Annotated in this window: 21 protein-coding genes; 5 read left to right on the top strand and 16 right to left on the bottom strand. The window is 62.6% G+C overall.

Annotation, left to right across the window (positions count from 1 at the left end):
- The first annotated feature begins 92 nt into the window (after positions 1–92).
- Positions 93–1679 carry an inorganic phosphate transporter gene (locus QYH69_RS07335; protein WP_308831227.1) on the top strand — a complete coding sequence of 529 codons (1587 nt, stop codon included), beginning with the start codon at positions 93–95 and terminating at the stop codon, positions 1677–1679.
- 131 nt (positions 1680–1810) lie between these two features.
- Here the strand turns inward: QYH69_RS07335 and ppk2 are convergent, their stop codons facing one another.
- The 16 genes from ppk2 to QYH69_RS07255 all read right to left on the bottom strand — a co-directional run bounded on the left by ppk2 (position 1811) and on the right by QYH69_RS07255 (position 19864).
- Positions 1811–2737: a polyphosphate kinase 2 gene (gene ppk2, locus QYH69_RS07330; RefSeq protein ID WP_308831226.1), complete on the bottom strand. Its 927-nt coding sequence runs from the start codon at positions 2735–2737 to the stop codon at positions 1811–1813.
- A 121-nt stretch (positions 2738–2858) separates the two neighbouring features.
- Positions 2859–3260: a VOC family protein gene (locus QYH69_RS07325; RefSeq protein ID WP_308831225.1), complete on the bottom strand. Its 402-nt coding sequence runs from the start codon at positions 3258–3260 to the stop codon at positions 2859–2861.
- Between the two features lie 21 nt (positions 3261–3281).
- A complete protein-coding gene (gene ggt, locus QYH69_RS07320) occupies positions 3282–4982 on the bottom strand; it encodes a gamma-glutamyltransferase (RefSeq protein WP_308831299.1) in 1701 nt (566 codons plus the stop codon).
- 267 nt (positions 4983–5249) lie between these two features.
- Positions 5250–6650: an aspartate aminotransferase family protein gene (locus tag QYH69_RS07315; RefSeq protein WP_308831224.1), complete on the bottom strand. Its 1401-nt coding sequence runs from the start codon at positions 6648–6650 to the stop codon at positions 5250–5252.
- A gap of 72 nt (positions 6651–6722) precedes the next feature.
- A complete protein-coding gene (locus tag QYH69_RS07310; protein WP_308831223.1) occupies positions 6723–8228 on the bottom strand; it encodes an NAD-dependent succinate-semialdehyde dehydrogenase in 1506 nt (501 codons plus the stop codon).
- Between the two features lie 163 nt (positions 8229–8391).
- On the bottom strand, positions 8392–8883 hold the full coding sequence (locus QYH69_RS07305; protein WP_308831222.1) for an Lrp/AsnC family transcriptional regulator: 492 nt from the start codon (positions 8881–8883) through the stop codon (positions 8392–8394).
- Positions 8884–8924: 41 nt separating this feature from the next.
- Complete coding sequence (gene doeB, locus QYH69_RS07300; RefSeq protein ID WP_308831221.1) at positions 8925–10025, bottom strand: N(2)-acetyl-L-2,4-diaminobutanoate deacetylase DoeB; 1101 nt, start codon at positions 10023–10025, stop codon at positions 8925–8927.
- A gap of 3 nt (positions 10026–10028) precedes the next feature.
- Positions 10029–11249, bottom strand: a complete 1221-nt coding sequence (doeA, locus tag QYH69_RS07295; RefSeq protein WP_308831220.1) for an ectoine hydrolase DoeA — start codon at positions 11247–11249, stop codon at positions 10029–10031.
- Positions 11250–11266: 17 nt separating this feature from the next.
- On the bottom strand, positions 11267–12271 hold the full coding sequence (locus QYH69_RS07290; protein ID WP_308831219.1) for a cyclodeaminase: 1005 nt from the start codon (positions 12269–12271) through the stop codon (positions 11267–11269).
- Positions 12272–12374: 103 nt separating this feature from the next.
- Positions 12375–13346, bottom strand: coding sequence for a hydroxyectoine utilization dehydratase EutB (eutB, locus tag QYH69_RS07285; RefSeq protein WP_308831218.1), 972 nt, complete (start codon positions 13344–13346; stop codon positions 12375–12377).
- Between the two features lie 116 nt (positions 13347–13462).
- Positions 13463–14860 carry a PLP-dependent aminotransferase family protein gene (locus QYH69_RS07280; protein WP_308831217.1) on the bottom strand — a complete coding sequence of 466 codons (1398 nt, stop codon included), beginning with the start codon at positions 14858–14860 and terminating at the stop codon, positions 13463–13465.
- A 202-nt stretch (positions 14861–15062) separates the two neighbouring features.
- Positions 15063–16466 carry an MFS transporter gene (locus QYH69_RS07275; RefSeq protein ID WP_308831216.1) on the bottom strand — a complete coding sequence of 468 codons (1404 nt, stop codon included), beginning with the start codon at positions 16464–16466 and terminating at the stop codon, positions 15063–15065.
- Between the two features lie 132 nt (positions 16467–16598).
- Positions 16599–17363, bottom strand: a complete 765-nt coding sequence (locus QYH69_RS07270) for a phosphocholine cytidylyltransferase family protein (RefSeq protein ID WP_308831215.1) — start codon at positions 17361–17363, stop codon at positions 16599–16601.
- Between the two features lie 31 nt (positions 17364–17394).
- The gene (locus QYH69_RS07265; protein ID WP_075160223.1) at positions 17395–18399 is read right to left on the bottom strand and encodes a flippase-like domain-containing protein; all 1005 of its coding nucleotides are present in this window, start codon (positions 18397–18399) and stop codon (positions 17395–17397) included.
- On the bottom strand, positions 18396–19244 hold the full coding sequence (locus QYH69_RS07260; RefSeq protein ID WP_374992361.1) for a 2OG-Fe(II) oxygenase: 849 nt from the start codon (positions 19242–19244) through the stop codon (positions 18396–18398). Before QYH69_RS07260 ends, QYH69_RS07265 begins: the two co-directional genes overlap by 4 nt.
- Positions 19241–19864, bottom strand: coding sequence for a CDP-alcohol phosphatidyltransferase family protein (locus tag QYH69_RS07255; RefSeq protein ID WP_374992360.1), 624 nt, complete (start codon positions 19862–19864; stop codon positions 19241–19243). The genes QYH69_RS07260 and QYH69_RS07255 overlap by 4 nt, the downstream gene beginning before the upstream one ends.
- A gap of 333 nt (positions 19865–20197) precedes the next feature.
- Between QYH69_RS07255 and QYH69_RS07250 the strand changes: the two genes are divergently transcribed.
- From QYH69_RS07250 to QYH69_RS07235, 4 genes are all read left to right on the top strand, one after another.
- Positions 20198–20641: a hypothetical protein gene (locus tag QYH69_RS07250; protein ID WP_308831213.1), complete on the top strand. Its 444-nt coding sequence runs from the start codon at positions 20198–20200 to the stop codon at positions 20639–20641.
- A 278-nt stretch (positions 20642–20919) separates the two neighbouring features.
- A complete protein-coding gene (locus QYH69_RS07245; RefSeq protein WP_308831212.1) occupies positions 20920–21348 on the top strand; it encodes an HIT family protein in 429 nt (142 codons plus the stop codon).
- A gap of 574 nt (positions 21349–21922) precedes the next feature.
- Positions 21923–23074, top strand: coding sequence for a porin (locus tag QYH69_RS07240; protein ID WP_308831211.1), 1152 nt, complete (start codon positions 21923–21925; stop codon positions 23072–23074).
- 211 nt (positions 23075–23285) lie between these two features.
- Positions 23286–23621, top strand: coding sequence for a sugar ABC transporter ATPase (locus QYH69_RS07235; RefSeq protein WP_308831210.1), 336 nt, complete (start codon positions 23286–23288; stop codon positions 23619–23621).
- Positions 23622–23628 lie beyond the last annotated feature (7 nt).

Raw genomic sequence — 23628 nt, 5'->3', positions numbered from 1 at the left:
ACGCGGCAAATCGGCCATTCGCCTGTCATCCTGCCGACACACTTGCCACTCAGCATCAATGGTTCACGCGACCACCCTGGGAGGCACACGCCATGCCGGAACTCTCCTTCCCGCAAGCGGGTTCAGCAACCGGAAAAGGCCGCAGCGCCGGCCTCATCGTCTTTTTCATCGTCGTGATCGCCGGCGCGGTTTATTGCGCCACGCACCTGATCGACGATTTACAGGCCGTCAGGCAATCGTCGTTCCTGCCTTATCTGCTGCTTGGCATCGCACTACTCATCGCGCTCGGATTCGAGTTCGTCAATGGTTTTCACGATACCGCGAATGCGGTGGCGACCGTTATCTATACGCATTCGCTGTCGCCCAATATCGCGGTGGTCTGGTCCGGCGCATGGAACTTCCTCGGTGTCCTGACTTCCACCGGAGCCGTCGCGTTCGGCATCCTGCAGTTGCTGCCGGTAGAGCTGATCCTGCAGGTCGGCAGCAGCGCCGGCTTCGCGATGGTGTTCGCGCTGCTGATCGCCGCGATCATCTGGAATCTCGGCACATGGTATCTAGGCTTGCCCTCGTCGAGTTCACACACGCTCGTCGGCTCGATCATCGGCGTGGGCCTGATGAATCAGTTGTTGCATGGCGCATCGGGCACGAGCGGCGTCGACTGGAACCAGGCGCTCGGCGTCGGCAAGTCGCTGCTGTTTTCGCCGGTCGTGGGTTTCCTGCTGTCGGGCTTGCTGCTGCTCGTGCTGAAGGCGATCGTCCACGTGCCGGCGCTATATCAGGAGCCGGCCGGCAACGAGCCCCCGCCGTTCTGGATCCGTTCGCTGCTGATTCTCACGTGCACCGGCGTGTCGTTCGCGCACGGCTCGAACGACGGTCAGAAAGGCATGGGTCTCATCATGCTGATTCTGATCGGCACCGTGCCGACCGCGTATGCGCTGAACAAGGCGGTCACGCCCGCGCAAACGCAAACCTTTCTTGCGGTGGCACAGCAGGCAGCCACTGCGTTGGGCAACTACACGAACGGCGCACCGCCCTCGGTTGCACCGCGCGGCGACGTCGAGCACTACGTGCAGACGCACCGGTTGCAGGCGACCACGCTGCCGGCGTTGCAGCAACTGGCCGAGCGCATCGGCCAGCAGGTCGGCCAGTCGGGCTCGCTGTCCGCCGTGCCGCAGGACAAGGTCAACAACGTGCGTAACGACATGTATATCGCCTCCGAAGCAATCCGCCTGATGGAAAAGGCGAAGTCGCCCGCTTTCTCGGAGAACGACGCGAAGGCGATCGACAACTTCAAGAAGCAGATCGACGGCGCGACGAAGTTCATTCCGACGTGGGTGAAAGTTGCCGTGGCGATTGCGCTGGGGATGGGCACGATGGTCGGCTGGAAGCGCATCGTTGTCACGGTCGGCGAAAAAATCGGCAAGCAGCACCTCACTTACGGGCAAGGCGCGTCGGCCGAAGTCATTGCGATGCTGACGATCGGCGCCGCCGACGCATACGGCCTGCCGGTGTCGACGACGCACGTGCTGTCGTCGGGCGTAGCCGGCACGATGGCGGCAAACGGCTCGGGCCTGCAGTGGAGCACCGTGCGCAGCCTGGTCCTCGCATGGGTGCTGACGCTGCCTGCCTCCATCGCGCTGGCCGCGGGGCTCTACTGGTTATTCCGCGAGCTGTTCTGATACCCCGTACGCGGCGGTTCGCTCGAGCCAATGCCGCAATAATCGCTCCGGCGCCGCAACGCCGCGGTCACAAAAAATGCGGCAGAGTCGCACACTCTGCCGCATTTTTCTTCAAGCCACGCAATACCGCATCAGTACAACTCAGGCACGATCATCTCGGCCGCCACCGGCTGCCGGATATAGTCGGGATGATGGACGCGCCCGGGCAACGTAATGGACGAGTGCTCGACTTCCTTATACGGCACCTGGCTGAGCAGATGATGAATGCAGTTCAGGCGCGCGCGCTTCTTGTCGACGGCCTGCACAACCCACCATGGCGCTTCGGCAATATGCGAGCGCTGCAGCATCACTTCTTTCGCCTGCGTATAGGCTTCCCAGCGGCGGCGGCTTTCGAGGTCCATCGGGCTGAGCTTCCACTGCTTGAGCGGATCCTGGATACGCGCCTGAAAGCGGATTTCCTGTTCTTCGTCGGTAATCGAAAACCAGTACTTGAGAATCTGGATGCCGCTGCGCACGAGCATTTTTTCGAACTCCGGTACCGAGCGGAAAAATTCTTCGTACTCCGCGTCGTTGCAAAAGCCCATCACACGCTCGACGCCCGCGCGGTTGTACCAGCTGCGATCGAACAGCACCATCTCGCCGCCGGCCGGCAGGTGGCTCACATAGCGCTGGAAATACCACTGCGTGCGTTCGCGGTTGTTCGGCGCCGGCAGCGCGGCGACGCGGCACACGCGCGGGTTGAGGCGCTGCGTGATGCGCTTGATCGCCCCGCCCTTGCCGGCCGCGTCGCGGCCTTCGAAGATCACGACGAGACGATGGCCGGTCTCTACGATCCAGTCCTGCAGCTTGACCAGTTCCCCCTGCAACCGGAACAGTTCGCGGAAATAGAGCTTGCGTAGCGCGCGTGCTTCATCGGATACCGCTGCGTCACCGTCGAGGATGCGGTCGTCGACTTCCATCTCCAGTTCCTCATCGTATGCATCGATGAGGTCTTCTTCGAAACGCTTCTGCCGTGCGGCCAGCGTCGTCGGGTCGTTGTCCCGGTCGAACTCGTTCATCGCGGTTCTCCACGTTGCGCGCTGCACTGTTATGGCAGCGCCGAAAGATCGATTATCGAAGCGCCAAATGTCAACTTTGTTACCTGACAGCGCGATGTAATCGAAGGTGCGTCCGTGAAGTTTAGCGCAGCCGTTTCGCGAAGCTCAGTTGATGGCCGTCCGGGTCGCGAATATGAAAATAACGCTCGCCCCAGCTCGCATCGGCAGGCGCGCTTTCCGGTACAAGGCCCGCATCGAGCGCGCGCTGATAGAGCGCATCGACATCGGACACGTGAATGATCACGCGCCCCCACCAGTTGATCGGCCCGTGCGTTTCCGCGATGAGGTTCAAATGCGCGCCGCCGAACGCGTATGACGTGAAGTCCGCGTCGGGGCCGCCATACGCGAACGGAAAGCCGAGCGCGGCATAGAACTGCACGGCGCGCGCCATATCGCTCGTGCCGAGCGTGACGGCATTGATCGATTCGATGCGCGGCGCGCGCGGCTCAGCCGGCGGCGTGGCGTTTTTCGCATGTCCGGACATCGCGCTCCTCCATGCAAGCGGCTACTGGAACACGCGCGTCACGCCGCGCCCACGCGGATCCGACACCGGCACCGGCGTATCGCCGTCGATCTTGATTGCCTGGACGTCGCCGTTGAAGCTCTGCGATTTCAGCACGTAGCCCTTCGCTTCGATCTGCTTTGCAAGTTCGCCGTCGACCGGCGCATACGGTTCCCAGAAAATTGCGTTCGGCGGCAGCAACTGATGGTGGAAGCGTGGTGCCGCAACCGCTTCTTTCAACGGCATGTTGAAATCGTACACGTTGTTGATCACCTGGAAGATCGTCGTGAAGATCCGCGAGCCGCCGGGCGTGCCGATGACGAGCGACACCTTGCCGTCCTTCGTGAGAATGGTCGGCGTCATCGATGAAAGCGGGCGCTTCTTCGGCTCGATCGAATTCGCGTCGCTGCCGACCACACCGAACATGTTCGGCACCCCCGGCTTCGCTGCGAAGTCGTCCATCTCGTCGTTGAGTACGATGCCCGCCCCCTGCACAACGACACCCGAACCGAAATAGCCATTGATCGTATAGGTGTTCGATACCGCGTTGCCCCACTTGTCGACGACCGAGAAGTGCGTCGTCTCCGCCTTTTCAGGCATCGACGTGCCGAGTCCCGGCACCACGCTTTTCGTATCGGAAGGCGTATTCGGATTCACTTCGGCCGCGCGCTTCGCGAGATAGGCATCGTCGGTCAGTTGTGCAACGGGCACCTTGTAGAAATCCGGGTCGCCAAGGTATTGCGCGCGATCCGCGAATACGCGCTTTTCGATCTCCGCCAGCAAATGGATATACTGCGCCGAATCGAGGTCAACGCCATTGAAATCCTGCTTGAGGTCCGCCTTCATCTTGAGCAGTTGCACGAGACCGACCCCTCCGGAACTCGGCGGCGGCGCCGTGATGACTTCATAGCCATTCCACTTCGCCTCGATCGGCTGGCGCCACACGGCGCGATAGTCGTGCAGGTCGCGCTTCGTGATCAGCCCATGTCCGCGCATCGACGCGGCGATCAGATCGGCGGTCTTGCCGTCGTAAAACTCTTTGGCACCGTTGTTCGCAATACGCGTGAGCACCGCTGCAAGATCGGGCTGCCTGAACGTTTCACCGGCTTTCATGCCGCCGAAATACGTATCGAAGTTGGTCTTGCCTTCGAATTCCTTCGCGGCGGCGTCGCGCCGCTGCATCAACAATTCGTCGACGACAAAGCCATCGCGCGCATATCTGATGGCTGGCGCAAGCACCTGCTTCCATGTCAAGCGACCGAAGCGATGTTGCGCTTCCCACATGCCGGCCACCGTGCCAGGCACACCGACTGCGTAATAACCGACGAGGCTTTTCCCTTTGATCTCGTTGCCCTGATCGTCGAGATACATCGTTCGCGTCGCGGCCAGCGGCGCACGTTCCCGATAGTCGATGAAGTATGGCTTGCCGTTCACATAGAGTGTCATAAAGCCGCCGCCGCCGATATTGCCGGCTTCGGGATACGTGACCGCGAGCGTGAATGCGATAGCGACCGCGGCATCGACCGCATTGCCGCCTTCCTTGAAGATCTGTTGCGCGGCGTCGGCGCTGTATTTGTCGGCAACCGCGATCGCCGATGCGGACAGTACGACCGGCTGCCTGGCAGGCGGCTTCGCATAGACCGGCGTCGCCTCGAGAAAGCCCGCCGAAATGGACACGATCCCGGCAAACGCCAGGCCCGCGATCGAGAGTTTCGCTTTGTTGGTAGCCTTCACCGGCAGTCCTCCATGACACAAATGACTAATACTCAAAAGCTCGCGAGAAAGTCTGTCATGGGCTTATAACATGCCAACGCGTCGCTGCGAACCCCGCCGCATGCATCTGTCGCGCATGCGGCGGTGCGGCGTGACCATCGCCGACCGCTGTCTGGCGGCGCGAGCGGCAACCTCGAGCAGCGACCCCAGGCAGCGACCCTGGGCACCGGCCCCAGGCACCGACCGTATGCACCGACCCTAAGCCGCGGTCTTCGAATCGAGCACCTGTTCCGCCACTTCATCGACCGCTGCCTTCGTGAGACGCACGATCTCATCGACGTCCGCGCGCGTCGCGACGAGCGGCGGCGCAAAGCCGAGAATGTCGCCATGCGGCATGGCACGCGCAATCAGACCGCGCTGGAACGCGGCGGCCGAGACGCGCGGACCGACCTTCAACGCGGGATCGAATGGCCGGCGTCCCTGCCTGTCGGCCATGAACTCGAGTGCAGCAAGCATGCCTGCGCCGCGCACTTCGCCGACCAGCGGATGCGAATCGAATACCGCATGCATCTGCCCGAGCAGATAGGCGCCTGTTTGCGCTGCCTGTTCCGTCAAGTTTTCGCGTTCGAGAATATCGAGGTTCGCAAGTGCCGCGGCCGCGCAGACCGGATGCCCCGAATACGTCCAGCCGTGTCCCATCGGTCCGTTCTCCTGTGACGCGCTGTCGATCACGTCCCATACGCGCTCGCTGACGATCACACCGGAGAGCGGCGCATAGGCGCTCGTCAGGCCCTTGGCGACCGTGATCAGGTCCGGCTCGATGCCATAGTGCTGCGCACCCATCTTCGAGCCGAGCCGGCCGAAACCGCACACCACTTCGTCGGAAATCAGCAGGATGTCGTGCTTCTTCAACACCTTCTGGATGGCGGGCCAGTAACCGGCCGGCGGCGGCAGGATGCCGCCCGTGCCCATCACGGGCTCGCCAATGAATGCGGCGATCGTATCGGCGCCTTCTTTCGCGATCAGCTTTTCGAGCTCGTCGACGCAATAGTCGACGAACTGCGCTTCGTCCATGCCGGCCGGTGCCTGACGGTACCAGTGCGGACAAATGGTGTGCTTCACGCGCTCGATCGGCAGATCGAAGAACTGGTGGAAGCTCGGCAGTCCGGTCAGCGAGCCCGTGACGATGCCCGAGCCGTGATAGCCGCGCTGGCGCGAAATAATCTTCTTCCTGTTCGGCCGGCCCTTGACGTTGTTGTAGTACCAGACGATCTTGATCTGCGTTTCATTGGCGTCGGAACCCGACATGCCGTAGTAAACCTTCTTCATGCCCGCAGGGGACCAGTCGATGATGCGCGACGACAGCTCGATGATCGTATCGGTCGAATGCCCGACATACGTGTGGTAATACGCGAGCTTCTTCGCCTGCTCATAGATCGCGTCGGCGACTTCGGTGCGGCCGTAACCGATATTCACGCAGTAAAGGCCGGCGAATGCGTCGATATACGACTTGCCCTGGTGGTCTTCGATGCGAACGCCCTTCGCGCCGGTCACGATGCGGCCCGGCAGCGCGCCGCTCGCGTGATCGTGCGCATGGGTCGACGGGTGCATGAAGTGTGCGCGGTCCGCGGCGAACAGATGGTCGAGTGATTGATTCATGGATGCTCCTTCCTAATGTGCAGTTGCGTTTGATATGGCGACGTTGTTTGCGAACGTGGTCCGATGCGTGCGTCAGCCGGCGAAGGCATGCTGTGCGCCGCGCGGCGCCTGGGAGACGGGCAGGCCCAGTTGCCCCAGACAGAAGTAGCGCGTCTCGACGAACGGCTCGAAGCCTTCAGGCCCGCCTTCGCGACCGAGCCCCGATGCCTTCATGCCGCCGAACGGAATCGGTGCGCCGGTGAATTTCGCACCGTTGACCGACACCATCGCGAAGTCGAGGCGGCGAATCACCTGGAATACCGTGTTCAGATCGGTCGCACACAGATACGCGGCGAGCCCGTATTCCGTGTCGTTCGCGCGTTCGATCGCTTCGTTAAGCGTATCGAACGCCGATACGGCCGAGATCGGCGCGAAGTTCTCTTCGTCGTAAGCGCGCATGCCGGGCGTCGCATCCGCGATCACGGTCGGTTCGAAGAACCATCCACCGCGGGCATGCGGCGTGCCCCCTGCCGTGATGCGTGCGCCCTTCGCGCGCGCATCGTCGACGCGGGACACCGTCGCGTCGAATGCGGCCTGATGCATGAGCGGGCCGACGTCGACGTCCGCATCGAACGCGGCACCCACGCGCAGCGCACGCACGGCTTCGCTGTATCGCTCGACGAATGCCTCATACAGCGGCCGTGCGACGAGAATGCGATTGGCCGCGCAGCAATCCTGGCCCGACGTCTGGAACTTCGCCGCAACGGCAACGCGCACCGCCTGCTCGAGATTCGCGTCTTCGGTGACGATAAACGGTGCGTTGCCGCCGAGCTCGAGCGACGTCTTCTTGATGCCCGATTGCGCGGCCGCCTGCATGACAAGGCCGCCGACGCGCGTCGAACCCGTGAAGCTGACCGTGCGCACGCGCGGATCGCGCACGAGCGTTTCCATCGCCATTTGCGGCTCGCCGAGCACGACGTTGAAGACGCCGGGCGGAAATCCCGCTTCCTCGGCGAGTTGCGCCAGCGCAAGCGCCGAGAACGGCGTCTCGTGCGCGGGCTTGACGACGACCGTACAGCCCGCCGCGAGCGCCGCAGCGGCCTTGCGCGTGATCATCGCATGCGGGAAATTCCACGGCGTAATCAGTGCGGCGACGCCGACCGGCTCGAGCATCGTGCCCAGATGCGCGCCATCGATATGCGTCGGAATCGTGCGGCCGTTCAGGCGCTTGCCTTCGTGCGCGAACCATTCGATAAAGCTCGCGCCATAAGCGATTTCGCCGCGCGATTCGGCAAGCGGCTTGCCCTGCTCGATCGAGAGAATGCCGGCGAGATCGGTCTGATGACGCATCACGAGTTCATGCCAGCGCAGCAGCAGCGCCGCGCGCTTCGCAACCGGCACGTAACGCCAGCTTTCGAATGCGCGCTGCGCGGCGTCGACGGCTTGCGTGATCTGCGGTGCTTCGAGCATCGGCACATGGCCGATGACTTCCTGGTCCGCAGGGTTTTGCACCGCCACCGTGGACGCGCTGTCGCTATGCACCCAGCGTCCGTCGACGTAGCACAGCGATTTGAATAGAACGGGATGACCCAGCAGCATGACGACCTCCTCCGTGTTCGATGTCTCCCATTACTTTAGGGGCGGTGGGGGCACGATTTTTTCGTTTCGGGCACCTGTGCATTGCTGCTTTTTCTGTATTGCGCGTGCGAATTGCGGCTTTTTCGGGTGCGTCTTTGCACGGGACGTTCCGCGCAGTGCGTCATTACATGTCGTCTGACGCGACGTGATCGGCCCAATCGGGCAAATTCTCCGGCATGTTCTTCACTACCTTCGTCACGATATATGTGAAATAGCGCTCGATGCCGAGTTCGTCCGTCAGCAACGAATCGATAAAGCGCTGATAGTGGTCGATATCGCGCGACATCACATGCAGCACATAGTCGACGCCACCGCCCGTCGCATGGCATTGCACCACTTCGGACGCTGCAGCAATGCGCTCTTCGAAACGGCGCATATCCTGCGCCGTATGCCGCGCCAGCGTTACTTCGACGATGATGCGGCTGCCCTTGAACGCACGCGCCCAGTCGACGTCGGCCCGATAGCCACGTATCAGGCCGCTTTCCTCGAGCCGGCGCACGCGCTCCCACGCCGGCGAAATCGACAGATTCACCTCCTCGGCGAGACGGGACTTCGTGATGCGTCCGTCGCGCGCGAGGATGCGCAAAATGGCGAGATCGTAGCGGTCGAGTTTCATGTTGTACGCGTGCGCATGCCCGTTGCCTGCATTGCAGCCGCTCAACGCGACTTCGATGCCGTTGCGGCCGCCTGCCCTGCTCCTCGAGCAACCGGAATGCCGCGTTCGACCACATCGGCAACCACCGCCACCGTGTCGCCGATATGCACGAGCCCCGGAAAATGCCGGGCAGCGAGCAATCCGCCGCGGCGCGCGCGGTATTCGACAGGCGGCACGCCGGTGCGCGTTGCATCGTAGATGCGCGCGACGACGTCGCCCGCTTCCACCATGTCGCCGAGGTCCTTGCACAGTTCGAGCAAGCCGTCGTGCTCGCTCGTCGTGTAACAGGTGCCGTCGGGCATGTCGAGCAGCGTCGTCGTGCGCGCGGCCGCGTTACCCGCACCGGCTGCTTGCGAAACGTACTTCTGTGCGTACTGCGCGTTCCACGCGAGCACGCCCGCATGCGCGAGAAACCCATACACGCCGCGCACCGCGACCGCGACGCTTTCCACCGTGGCCGTGCCGCCGCCGCCCAGTTCGGTCGACACGAACACCTTGCCCGCTTGTTCGACAGCGCTGTCGAACAAGCCGATGCTGTCGAGTTCGAGCATCCGCATCGAATAGGGTGCGCCGAACGCGTTCATGGCCGCTTCGCAGCGTGCCTGCTGCGCCGCATCTTCGAGCACGTGGATCGCGGCGAACGGTACGAAATCGAGCGTGCGGCCGCCTGCGTGTATGTCGAGCACATAGTCGGCCAGCGGCAGCAGATAGCGCTGGAAGTAATCGGCGATCTTCTCGGTAACCGTACCGTCGGGCTTGCCCGGGAAGCTGCGGTTCAGATTGCCGCGGTCGATTGGCGACGTGCGCGTACCCGCGCGGAACGCCGGGTAGTTCATGTACGGCACGATGATCACGCGGCCGGCCACGTCGCTCGCCTTGAGCGTCGATGCGAGTTTCGCGAGCGCGATCGGACCTTCGTATTCATCGCCGTGATTGCCGCCCGTCAGCAGCACGGTCGGCCCTTCGCCGCGGCGGATCACCGTGATTGGAATCATCACCGCGCCCCATGCGGACGCGTCGTGCGAATACGGCAGCTTCAGGAAGCCGTGCTGTTCGCCCTCGGCATTGAAATCGATCGTGGCCTGAATCGGCGATGCCCGCATGTGCTACTCCTTCACGAACAGCTTGCGCGGCGTATTGCAGAACGTCTCGACGCCGGTATCGGTAATCAGGATGCTTTCCGTGATTTCGAGCCCCCAGTCGTCGAGCCACAGCCCCGGCATGAAGTGGAACGTCATGCCCGGTTCGAGGACCGTCTTGTCCCCGGGACGCAGGCTCATCGTGCGCTCGCCCCAGTCCGGCGGATAGCTCGCGCCGATCGGGTAGCCGCAGCGGCTGTTCTTTTCGATGCCGGCCTTGCGCAGCACCGAGAAGAACGCGTTGGCGATGTCTTCGCACGTATTGCCTGGCTTTGCCACCGCGAGCCCGGCCTCGATGCCTTCGACGACCGCACGCTCGCCTTCGATGAAATGCCGCGGCGGCTTGCCCAGATACAAGGTGCGCGACTGCGGGCAGTGATAGCGCCTGAAGCAGCCCGCGATTTCGAAGAACGTGCCGGCGTCTTTCGCAAACGGCGTGTCGTCCCACGTCAGATGCGGCGCGGCCGCGTCGGCGCCCGTCGGCAGCAGCGGCACGATGGCCGGATAGTCGCCGCCATGGCCCGCCACGCCGCGGATGCCGGTCGAATAGATCTCCGCGACGAGATCGCTCTTGCGCATGCCCGGCTCGATCTTCTCGACGATATGCGCATGCATCTTCTCGACGATGCGTGCAGCGATACGCATGTATTCGATCTCGCGCGGCGACTTCACGGCGCGCTGCCAGTTCACAAGCCCTGTTGCGTCGTGCCATTTCGCGTTCGGCAGGTTCTGCACGAGCGAACCGTACGCGGCGGCGCTGAAATAGTAGTTGTCCATTTCGACGCCGATACGCTGTGCCTGCCAGCCACGCGCGCCGATGACTTCGCGCACGAGGTAGCCCATCGGATGGCGCTCGGTCGACTGCACGTAATGATCGGGATAACCGACAATATTCTCGCGCCGCATGAAGACCGTGCGCAGCGCACCGTTCGCGTCCTGACCGCGGCCGAACCAGACGGGCTCGCCTTCGAGCGCGAGCAGCACGCACTGATGCACGTAGAACGACCAGCCGTCATAGCCTGTAAGCCACGCCATGTTGGTCGGGTCGCTGACGATCAGCAGCTCGATTCCCGCCATCTGCATCGCGCGGCGCGTCTTCGCGATCCGCGCGTCGTATTCGGCCCGTTCGAACGATAGCCGTACGACAGGCTCCGCGGCCTGCCGTTTCTGTTGCATCGATTCCGACATCGTCTCCTCTCAGCGCGTCATGCGCGCGTTGCTTCGTTGCGAAAAAGGGTTCCCGCGCCGGCTTCGCGAGCACGCGCAAGCGCGAGCGCCGCAATCGCGGTGTCCTGCGCGCCAGTTCCAGTCAGATCGCACAGCGTGATTTCGTCGTCGCTCGCGCGGCCTCGCGCCGTGCCCGCAATGACTTGTCCCAGCTCGGCGAAAGTTGCGCGCGCATCGACCGCACCCGCCTCGAGCGCGTGATGCAATTCGCCGAGCACGCGTGTTTGCGACGCGCGGTCGCAGATATAGCGCACCGCCGCGAGTGCCGCGGGCGCGATCTCGTTCTTGTGCTCGGCGTCGGAGCCCATCGCGGTGATATGCAATCCGGCATGCAGGTCCGCCGCCTGAATCAGCGGCTCGGTACTCGGCGTCGTCGTGATGGCGATATCCGCTTCGGCCACCGCATGACGCGGGTCGCGCGCGACTTCGCATGCGACGTTCAACCGCGCCGCGATGTCGCTTGCGAAGCGCTCGGCGCTGTCGCGCCGGCGCGCCCAGACGCTTACCCGCTCGAACGGCCGCACGAGCGCTAACGCCTGCAACTGCAGGCGTGCCTGCTCGCCCGCGCCAAGCACCGCGACGTGTGGCGTGGCGCGCTTCGCGAGCCAGCGCGCGGCAACCGCACCCGCCGCCGCCGTGCGCACCGCAGTCAGATAACCGTTGTCGAGCAGCACCGCTTCGGTCAAACCGGTTTTCGCCGACAGGACGAGCATCAGGCCATTGAGACTCGGCAAGCCGAGCTTCGGGTTGTCGAAAAAGCCTGGGCTTACCTTGATTGCGAAGCTGTCGAAGCGCGGCAGATACGCGGTCTTTACGTCGACTTCGCCGTTGTGTTCGGGCAGATCGAGCCGCAAAATCGGCGGCATGGCGACCGCTTCGGTCGCAAGCGAAGCGAACGCGGCTTCCACCTGGTCGATCGCAGCAAGATCGAGCGGCACGAGTTCGCGAAGCCGGGCTTCGCTTAGCAGAGTGATGGCTGTCATGTGATGGTCCGTTTCGGGTCGCGGCGAGCAGGTGTCGTTGCTCAGTGCGTTGTCGATAACCTCAGCGATAACCTCAGCGATAACCTCGGGCGCTTACCGGCGATTACCCTGCAATCACGCGGCGGTGCTGCTCGATATCGATATTCGCGCCGGTCACGATCAGCACGAGCGGACCGCTCTGCAGCGAATCGCCGCGCAACGCACCGTCGAGCAGAGCGGCGATGCCGACCGCCGCCGCACCTTCGACAACGAGCCGTTCCTCGCGGTACGCATGCACCACGCCGCGCGCAATCGATGCTTCGTCAAGCAAGAGCAGGTCGTCGATCAGCTCGCGCGTCAGCGAAAACGTATAGCGATTCTCGAGACCGATGCCGCCGCCGAGCGAATCGGCAAGCGTTTCGAGTTCTTCGACCAGTACGGGCTCGCCTGCTGCGAGGCTCGCATGCATCGCGGCGCCACGCTCCATCGACACGCCGGTGAGGCGCACGGCCGGGCTGATCTGCTTCGCGGCAAATGCAACGCCCGCGAACAGACCGCCGCCCGACAACGGCACGACGATATTCGCGACATCGGGCAGCGCTTCGACAATCTCGAGGCCGAGCGTGGCCTGGCCCGCGATCACGTCGAGGTGATCGAACGGAGGCACATACGCAAAGCCTTCTTCGCGCGTCATGCGCATTGCTTCCGCTTCCGCGTCGTCCTGACTCCTGCCGACGATATGCGCGCGGGCACCGAGCGCGCGCACCGCTTCGACCTTGTTGCCCGGCACGAGCGACGACATGCACACGGTCGTCTCGATGCCGAGCGAGCGAGCCGCATATGCGACTGCGCGACCATGGTTGCCGGTCGATGCGGTCACGACACGCTTGCAGCCGTGCTCCGTAAGACGCGCAAGTGCATTCGTCGCGCCGCGCAGCTTGAAGCTGCCGGTCGGTTGAACGGTTTCGAGTTTCAGATAAACCGGGGTGCGCGCAAGCGCCGACAGCGATGCTGATTCGATCAGCGGCGTACGGCAAACGCGCCCTTCGATACGACGGCGCGCGCGGTAGACATCGGCAAGCGTAAGAACGGACATGGACTTCGATACTTCATTGAATGAGGCCCAGTCTAATGTTGCACAAAATGATTTCCATTGTCCTGGTACATTTCAGCTGCGCTCGCCGCGATACGGCACCTGACGCCGTGCTTTGATCAGCCGAAATCGTGCACTTGCGGATATTGCTCGAACACGCCGCGCATGGTTTGCAATGCATCGCGATAGGTGTCTTCCCCAACCTCCGCACCCACGCACAAACGCACCGCGTTCGGCCGGTCCGCGCCGCGTACGAGGAACGGATCCGGCGACGTCACGGCAATCTCGCGATTGCGCAATTCGCGCACGAGGCGGTCGGCCTGCCAGTGGTCCGGCACCCGCAACCACGCGGACAGCGCATGCGGATGCGCACCAAGCACGTATTCGCCGAGCACCTGCTGCAGTGCGGCCTGACGCGCTTCGAGCCGCTCGCGCTGGATCTGCACGAGACGCGCGGCGGTACCGTCGTTGATCCAGCGCGTCGCGACTTCGGCCATCGGCGACGTCGCCATCCAGCTGCTCACGCGCAGCACGCTTTCGACGCGCAACGCAAGGCGGCGCGGCGTCGTCATATAGCCGACGCGCAGGCCCGCGAGCACGGACTTCGTCACGCTCGTGCAGTAGAACGACAGATCGGGAATCAGGCTGGAAATCGGCGGAATCGGCTTCGCAGGCAACGGACCGTAGACGCCGTCCTCGATCACATAGACACCGTAGCGCTCCGCGATCCGTGCAATCGCACGGCGCCGCGATTCGGGCATCATCGCGACGGTCGGATTATTCAGCGTCGGCGTGCAGACGAGCGCGGTAATCCGCTCGCTGTCGCACATCTCTTCGAAGTGCTCAGGATGAATGCCGTACTCGTCGATCTCGAGCCCTTTGAGCGTAAAGCCGAGCACGTTCGCCGAACCGATCACGCCATGATCGGTGAGGCTTTCGGCCAGCACGGTATCGCCGGGGCCGACGAGCGATGCAAGCGCGAGAAAGATGCCATGCGCCGCGCCGTTCGTAACGAGCAACGTATCGATCGATGCGGGCATACCGAGCGTCGCGAGCCAGTCGATGCCAGCCTGACGGTGCCGTTCGAAGCCCGCGATCGGCCGGAACGCGCGAATCCACGGTTGGTCTTCGGTGGCGGCCAGCGCGGCACAGACCTTGCGCCACATCGCGTCGTGTTCAGGCGTGTGAATGATCCGCGCAATCGAAAAATCGACCACCGATCGTTCCGCCGTGTCGAGCATATACGTCGACATCGCTTCGGTGACGCGCTCGGCGACGAAACTGCCGCGCCCGACTTCGCAGCGAATCAGCCCTTGCCGTTCGAGTTCCTTATATGCATTGGTCACCGTTTGCACGCTGATCGACAGCTCCGACGCAACGTCGCGCTGCGGCGGCAGGCGCGTACCCGCCGGCAACTCGTCGCTTTCGATGTCGCCGGCAATCGCCTTCACCAGCCGCTTGTACTTCGATTCGACGCCGTGCACAGCCAGCACAGCCTCCCGCCATTGCTCGATCAACTCGTTCTCCTCGCTCTTCCCTATCCATAGTGCGACCAAATAGCGCGGGGAAATAATTGTCCTAGAGCAATTCGGGTGGAAAATCTGGCTTGTAAGCTGTGTTTCGTGCCGATCGCGCGCATACGGCGTGCCACCGCAGGATCGCGCGCGTCGGCGGCATCGCGCTGCTTTACAGGTCCCTCGCGAGCCTGGCCAGGCGACGTTAGACGCTGCCTCGTTTGCCGCGCGCGAGTTCGTCGCCGCTGCCCTGAGGAAGACGCGCGGTCACGGGAATCGACGCGCACGAGAACAGACCGACCACGAGAAAGGCCGGCCAGAAGTCGGACCACACGATTGCTTTGTGCCCTTGCAGCACATGCGAAATCTGCAGCACGATGCCGGCGATCGTTACGCCGAGACCGAGCGACAGTTGCTGGATCACGCTCGACACACCGGTCGCGCGGCCGACGTCGCGGCTCGGAATATCCGCATACGCAAGCGAGTTCAGCGAGGTGAACTGCAGCGACGGGAAAATGCCCCCGACGAGCACGACGCACCATATCAGCCAATGCGGCGTGCCCGGAAAAAACAGACCATAGACGGCAATCGCGCAGCCCGCGAATGCCGCGTTATAGATAAGCACGGTTCGAAAGCCGAAGCGTGCAAGCACGCGCAACGCGATCGTCTTCATGAAGATGGCGCCGAACGCCGACGCGCAGGTAATCGAGCCGGACTTGAATGCGGTCATGCCGAGCCCTTCCTGCAGCGCGAGCGGCAACAGAAACGGCACCGCGCCGAGGCCGACGCGAAATAGCGATCCGCCCACCACGCTCGCATGAAAAGACGGGATGCGCAGCAGCTTCAGATCGAGCACCGGCAATTCGACGCGGCTCGCGTAGAACCAGTAGACGAACAGCAGCGCGGCGCCGAGCGCGCACATCGCAAACGTTGCCATGTCCGACACGAGCGCGGTGCCGATCAGCGAGAGACCGAGCATCAGCAACGCGGCGCCGCTCGCCGAGAGCAGGAAGCCGAACCAGTCGAGCGGCCCGGGATGTGCTTCGCGCAGGTTCTGGATATGCCGGTTCGTGAGCCAGATGCCCAGAATACCGATCGGCACGTTGACGAAGAAAATAAGCCGCCAGTGCAGATACGTCGTGATAAAGCCGCCGATCGGCGGCCCGACGACCGGTCCCAGCAGTGCAGGCACCGTCAGATAGTTGACCGCGCGGATGAACTCCGACTTCGGCATCGAGCGGAAGATGATGATGCGCCCCACCGGCACCATCAGCGCGCCGCCGACACCTTGCACGAAACGCGCGGCGACCAGTGTGGCCAGCGACGTCGATGCCGCGCACATCAGCGAACCGACGACAAAGATGCCGATCGCCGTACGAAACACCGTGCGCGAGCCGAAACGGTCGGCCACCCAGCCGCAGATCGGGATGAAGACGCCAAGCCCGATCACGTAACTCGTGACCGCCAGTTTCAGCGTGATCGGGTTACTGCCGAAGTCGCGCGCAATCACCGGCAGCGACGTGACGATGACTGTCGAGTCCACGTTCTCCATGAACATCGCGCAGGCGACAATCAAAGGAACGATAAAGGCGCCTAATGCAAGAGGCATGCAAGGGCTTGGAAAAGGAAGCCGAGATATTGCAACCGCGGTATCGCCGCCATTTAACGGTTACGATACCGCACTGAAACGATGTCGGGATTGCGGCGCAGCCTGACGTGAGGCGAAATCCGGACGGGCGCGTTAGCGCGACGCGCCGACCAACGGCTGAAGCAACGGCAGGATCTCAGCGGCCGCACGCTCGACGTCGTTCGGGAAGTCGATTTCGATCCACGGCGCACCGGTCACGTCGGCCGTTTCGAATACATGGCTGCGTTCGAGCAGCAGGTCGCGCACCGCTTCTTCGTGCGGCAGATTCGCGCGGCCGCTATCGATATAGCCCGCGACGATCTCCGCAAAACGCTTCGCCGCGTCTTCGCGCAGACGGAAAAAACCGATCGATTCGCCAATCGTGTCGTACGCGAGGTTTGCCGCGACCTGCTTGCGCAGTTCGACCGGCACGCCGTCTTTCAGGCACAGCTTCACCGGCTCGTCGCCGGTTTCGAAGTCGCGGTCGATCAGCAGGCGGTTCGCCTGTTGCCCCGCCACGAGCGGCGCCAGAATGCGCTCGTCGTACAGCACGTCCGCATCCATCAGCAGCACGTCGCCGCCGCGCGTCAACGCATCGGCGACCGTATGCACGGTCAGCACGCTGCCGAGGTCGTAGCGCGGGTTCAGCATGATGTCGACGGGCCGATGCCAGCCGATCCGCTTCAGTTCCGCTTCCACCGATTCGGGCTGAAAGCCGAGCGCGAGCACGACGTCATGCACGCCTGCCGCGTCGAGCATCTGCAAATGACGCTCGAGCAACGTCATGCCGTCAAAGCGCAGCAGGCATTTCGGATATTGTTCGCCGGGCTGTTGCTGAAGACGCAGGCCGAGGCCCGCGGCAAGAATGATGGCGCGCATTCGCGGTCCTTCTGTTTCGGTTTCGGGTGAATCAATCGGTGGCCGGCATGCGCGTGGTACGCCGCCGTTGCCAGCTTCTTTCGCTGAAGTGCAGATAGAGCAGTCCTGGCAGACCGAGCAGCAACTCGCGTGCACGCTTGGACAGCGACAACGCGAGTGCCGCCTCGGGCGGCAAGCCGACGAGCGGTGCAAGCAGCAGATAGCCGCCCTCCTGAACGCCGAGCGAGCCCGGAATGGCAAAAGCGGCGCCGCGAATCGCCTGACCGATGCTTTCGAGCAGCAGCGCGTCGACCCAGTCGACCGGGTGGCCGAGAAAGCGCAGCGCGAGCCACACTTCCGCCGTGCCGATGACCCAGCCGGCAAGGCTCAGCACGAAGCTCGCGACGACACGGCGGCGCTCGCTGTACAAGGCCTGCACCGCTGCATCGACGGCGTCGGCGCGCATCGTCAGCGACGACCAGTCGCGCTTGCCGAAAACCTTCGACATCGCGCGCAGCGCCCGGCCGAACAGACCGCGCCGCTGCGCCAGATAGAAGCCGACCACCATCGCGCCGAGCACCGCAGTCGCGATCGTCGCGGCTGTCTCGAGGTTATGGAATGCGCCATGCGACGCAAATGCGCCGAACAGCAACAGGCCGAGCATCGCGAAAACCAGTTGACCGATGGCCTGCAAGGTCGTGCTGACGGTGATCGCGGCGGCCGCATCGCGCATCGGCATGCCGCGCTGCGCGAGCTGGCGGACCATCATCACGGGGCCGCCGATCTGGCCGGCCGGCAACAGGCTGTTCACCGATTCGCCGATCCAGCGCGCGAACACCGCATCGCGCCCGGTTACCCGGTCGCGGCGCTTGTCGAACAGCACGGAAATCGCACCTGCATCGAGCACGAGCGGCAGCAGATGCAGCGCCGCGACGAGCGCGAGGCCCCAGCCTGCCGTGAGCAGCGTCGATGCGACCGAGCCGAAGCCCTGCCACGCGAGCAGCGCGACGAACAGCGCACCGCCGATCGTCAGCAGGATAAGGGCGGCCCGACTCACGCGCGCCCTCCGTTATTGCCCTTATTGCCGCCCTTATTGCCAACCCCGGCAAGCTGGCGGAATACCTGGCGGAAACCGAAATACGCGATCGCGTCCTTGAAGTTCGAGATCACGCGGCGCCATGGGCGCATGTTCGGATCGGTCACGTACTCGAAGGTCAGCGAGACGCGCATTTCATTATCTTTGGCCGCCGTAATGCGATGGCGCAGCGTGTCGCCATCGAAGAACACGAGACCGCCAGGCGGAATCTTCACCGAACCGGGCACGTCCGCCACGTCGGGATTTTTCGTGTGCAGTTCATAGTCGAGCCGGCACGACGATTCGTCGATGACGCCGAGCAGCAGCGTATAGCGGCGGCCGTCGTAGTAGGACGTGTCGTAATGCCAGCCGATATGGTCGCCGGCACGCGTGTAGTAATACAGCGCGTAAGCATGCGGATCGTCGTCGGGCGAGACGAGCAGTTTGTCGCCGGTCAGCTGCTCGAGCCAGCCGATCAGCTCCTTTGAGCGATACAACTCGGCGATGAACGGCGCAAGCCGGTCGATCGTATGGCGGCTGACGCTGCCGCCCTGCTTGTGGCCAGGCAGATAATTGCGGTTGACTTCGCCAAGCAGTTCGCGCGCGCTCGCAATGAGTTGCGCGGTCACTTCGGGCGCGAGGAACTCGTCGAGATACAGGAACGAACCCTGGTCGGCGAACTGCTTGCGCAGCTGTGGATTGTCGAACGCGCGCACGCGACCCGCGACCGATCGGTCAGGGTCCGGAACGGCCGCTGCCGGCGGCGAGCCGGCAGCGAGAGAAGAAGCTTGCATAACGACGTACGGTCGTTCGGCTGACGTGCTCATCGGCTAACCCACATCTGACTGGCTTCCTGCTTGGCTTCCATCAACGGACGGCTGCGGCGCACGACGCGCCGGTGGTCGATCACGACCCACGCCGCAAAGAGCGGTGCGCCAATCGAAGCGGCGATCAGAAACGGCGTGACACCGCCGAACAGCGTAACGAGCGGCAACAGGTACAGCACGTCTTCGGTTTCGAAGCCGCCGACCGATGCCTGCTTTGTGCCGGCCTTGCCTTCCAGTTCCTCGATGCGCATGCGCAGAAAAAAGATCAGCGCAACCGCCACGCCTGCAACGCAGCCAAGCAGGAACGGCGGCACGGAGAGGCCGATCCAGCTCTGCACGTGCGCCGCCTGCACGCCATAGCCAATGCCGCCGAACAGCAGCACGGTGACGAGCGCATCCGAGGCGAGGTCGTAAAAATGACCGATGCGGCTCGACTTGCCGCTGACGCGCGCCAGCTCGCCATCGGTGTGATCGATGAAATTGGACAGGATGATGAAGAACGCACCGAGGTTGGTCCAACCGTATCCGCCGCGCGCGAGACAAAGCGCGCCCGCAAGGCCGATCAGCAGCCGGACGGTGGTGAGGTGATTCGGTGTGACACGCGTATCGACGAGCGGCATGATCAGCCGCCGCGCCAATTTTGCATCCCACATCCTGGGCGGCGGAGCGCTTTTAGGCGCCGCTGATAGGGGTTCTTTCGATGTCATAACCCGGCAATATATACGGGAATGGATTTTCATGCCCGCATTTGTCGTGAAACTGTTGGTTTCGGCTGGATCGCTTGCCCAGCGTCGCAAGCAGGAATTGACAAAGCCAGCTAAAGTGCCGCCTTTGTTGCCGGGTTGTTGTGAAATTGTCGGGTGCCTCAGATGGCGTCGAGGATTGCTCCGCGGTCGCGCAGCGCGGCTGGCGACCTCGGAACCGACGAGCACGGCGTGCATTCGACCAAGAATATGAAACGCACCTTCATTGTCTTTTTCGCGGCGCTCATTGCCGTCGTTGTCGTCACGACACCGCTCGCTTCACGCGCGGCCGAACTCGATGCAGCGCTCGCTTGCGGCGAATCGGCGCACCAGTTCATCGGCAGTCTTGCAGATCAGCAACTGATCGACCCGGAGCCGATGCGCGTCGAAAGCAATTCGATCAATGCGTTCCAGCCGGTGCGCGGCGAGCGGCTCACGGCATTCGGATTCACTGTGTTCGCGGTGGTCGGCTACGAACAGGACGACCCGCTCTTCAAGCGCGGCAAGGGCGAACCGCTTGCGAAGTCCGCTTACGGTGCGGTGGTGTTCGGCAACACCGAGAAGGTGCAGGCGGTGGTTACCGCGGCGGGCAGCAACGCGATCGTGCATCATGTCGGACCGCACATCACGGCGATCTTCTGCAAACGCAAATAAGGCTCTTCGCAAACGGTAAGAGACGCTTTGCTTCGCGCAGCTGCACTGCACTGCACTGCACTGCACTGCACTGCATGTGCCGTTCAGGTCGTCCATAACTTCGCCTGATAACAATGTGGAGACCCTGCGCACACGAACGCCAGGTCACTGGGCGCAAACAGGATACTTTGCGCCGCGCACAAACGATGCAGCCGCTAGAATCGTCGCTCGCTTTCTGCCGCGCGCTCCGCGCGCCTTCCTCCACTTCCCCGAATCTTCCCGATTAGCGAGGCCCGCTGATGGCATACGATCCGCAGAACCCTTTCGCCCGTATCCTGCGTGGCGAGTTGCCGTCCCTGCGCGTTTACGAGGACGACGTCACGGTCGCGTTGATGGACATCATGCCGCAGGCCGATGGCCATGTGCTCGTGCTCACGAAGGAACCGGTCGCCGAAATATTCGAACTGTCCACGGAAGGCGCGGCCGCCTGCATGCGCACGGCGCGCCAGGTCGCACGCGCGGTGAAGGCCGCGCTCGATCCGCCTGGCGTCATGATCGTGCAATTGAACGGCAGCGCCGCCGGACAGACGGTGCCGCACGTGCACTTCCACGTGATTCCGCGTCACTCCGGGCTCGAGCTGAAGCTGCATGCAGCCGGGTCAGCCGATATGGCTCAACTGCGCGATTTCGCCGATCGGATCAGGGCTGCGATGCCTGAAGACGAGTAACGATGCTGTCGATTGCCTGTTACCGCTTTTCGAATAGCGATCGTTTATTTCGGCTGAAATCATTCGAAAGCTAAATAAATTCGAATAGCGCAATAATCGAAACAAAATCGGTAAAAAAAACGCGGCCCGAAAGCCGCGTAAGAAAGTACAGATAAAAAAGACCACCCTTGGTCAAGGGGCAGCTCAATTGTATGCGCATGCGGCTCCAGCGGCGACTACATATCGTGGAAAAGTTCTTTGCCAAAAACCACACGAATAAATTGCCCGCTTTCCGATTTTCGAACTTTTCGTTCTCTTTCGCGAAAGCACGGCACGTCGCGCCCGAACAACAGCCTCAGGATTGACACGCATGTCAATCGCCAGTGCCGCGCGCGATTTTTCCTTTATCTAAAGGCACTTACGACGATTAATCGCGCTATTCCGATTTTCGGAACTGATTGTTGCGCGATATGCAGTTAGGGCCTGGAATAATCAGAATAAACTTCGCTTCGGATCGTCTGGCGGCCGCGCGATCGGCGGCGGTATGCACAGTATCAACGCGATTCTCTACGCACTGTCTCGGAGTTTACAAACCATGAAAAAAAGCCTTTTCGTTGCGAGCATCATCGGCGCATTCGTCGCGCCGGCTGTATATGCGCAAAGTAGCGTGACGCTGTACGGTACGCTGGACGCTGGTCTCGTCTACTCGAACAACCAGGGCGGCCATAGCAACTGGCAGCAATCCAGCGGCAGCGTGTCGAACACGTACTTTGGCCTGAAGGGCAACGAAGATCTCGGCGGCGGTCTGCATGCGATCTTCACGTTGGAAAGCGGCTTCAATCTGAACAACGGCCAGTTCACGCAGAGCAACAACCTGTTCAACCGTCAGGCGTTCGTCGGTTTGCAGAGCAACCAGTACGGTACGGTTACGCTCGGTCGCCAGTATGACTCGATGGTCGACTTCCTCGCACCGCTGTCGGCAGCGGGCGGCGGCTACGGCAACAACCTCGCGGCCCACCCGTTCGATAACGACAACCTCGACAACTCGTTCTCGGTTCAGAACTCGGTGAAGTACACGAGCGCGAACTACTCCGGTCTGACGTTCGGCGGCCTGTATGGCTTCTCGAACCAGGCGGGCCAGTTCTCGCAGAACCGCGCATGGAGTGCGGGCGCATCGTATAACAACGGTCCGTTGAACATCGCTGCGTCGTACCTGCAACTGAACAACGCGGGCTCGAACGTGAGCGGTGCGATTTCGGTGCAGAACGGCAACGCGAACATCGCATCGAACCAGCAGCGCACGTATGGCGCAGGTATCGGCTATACGTACGGCCCGGCCACCGCGAACTTCGTCTACACGCATACGCAACTCGACGGCGTGCAAGGTCTCTCGTCGGGCGGCTTCGTACTGCCGGGCGTGGCAGGCATGAACCTGCACCTCGACAACTACGAAGTCAACGGCCGTTATGCACTGACGCCGGCATTGAGCCTCGCGGCTGCATACACGTTCACGGACGGCAAGGTGACGGGCACGGCGAACAACGGCGATCCGAAGTGGCATACGGTGTCGCTGACGACCGACTACTCGCTGAGCAAGCGCACGGACGTGTATCTCGAAGGCGTGTACTCGCACGCATCGGGCGAACTTGGCAATTTCGGTGCTAACGTTGCGACGATCAACACGCTCGAGCCGTCGTCGACGGGCAACCAGGTCGCGGCTGCCGTGGGTCTGCGTCACCGCTTCTAAGCAGTGGATGCCGGGCCGTGCGATGGCGGCCTGAAGGCTGCTTGAAATAAGGCAGCGATACCCTGCCCTGCATCGATGAACGCGCGCGTCTTCACGACGCGCGCGTTTTTTTGTGAATGCCGCAGACCGGTTACTGAATGTAAACCGTCTTTTCGTCGCGCTTTAACGCGTGTGACAATCGCGTCGGCACAGACATTCAAACGACCCAACGATGAAAAAACTCCTTCTACTCGCGCCGCTTGTGTTCGTGGCGGCCTGCGGTTCGTCGCGCGGGCCCGAGAGCGCGGCATCCGGCACGATGGTCTATGTATCGTCCGCTCGCCAGACATCGGATATTGCGCGCTGCCTCGACAGGCGTCTGTCGCGCGTGCATACGTCGAATAGCAACGGTTCGACCGAACTCACGGTGGGGTCGTCGTCGAACGGGTCCTACTTCATTACGCTGACGCCGTCGCGCGGCGGCTCGGTGGTGAAGGTCGTACGGGGCACGTCGGACGATCCGCCTGAAGAGGAACTGCGCTTCGCGATCGCGCGGTGCACGACGTAGCCGCATC

Origin of the sequence: Paraburkholderia sp. SARCC-3016, from assembly GCF_031119615.1 — a bacterium.
In the GTDB taxonomy this organism is placed as follows: Bacteria; Pseudomonadota; Gammaproteobacteria; order Burkholderiales; family Burkholderiaceae; genus Paraburkholderia.
The sequence above is the reverse complement of the archived record's forward strand: the minus strand, read 5'-3'. Positions and strand labels throughout refer to the sequence as shown.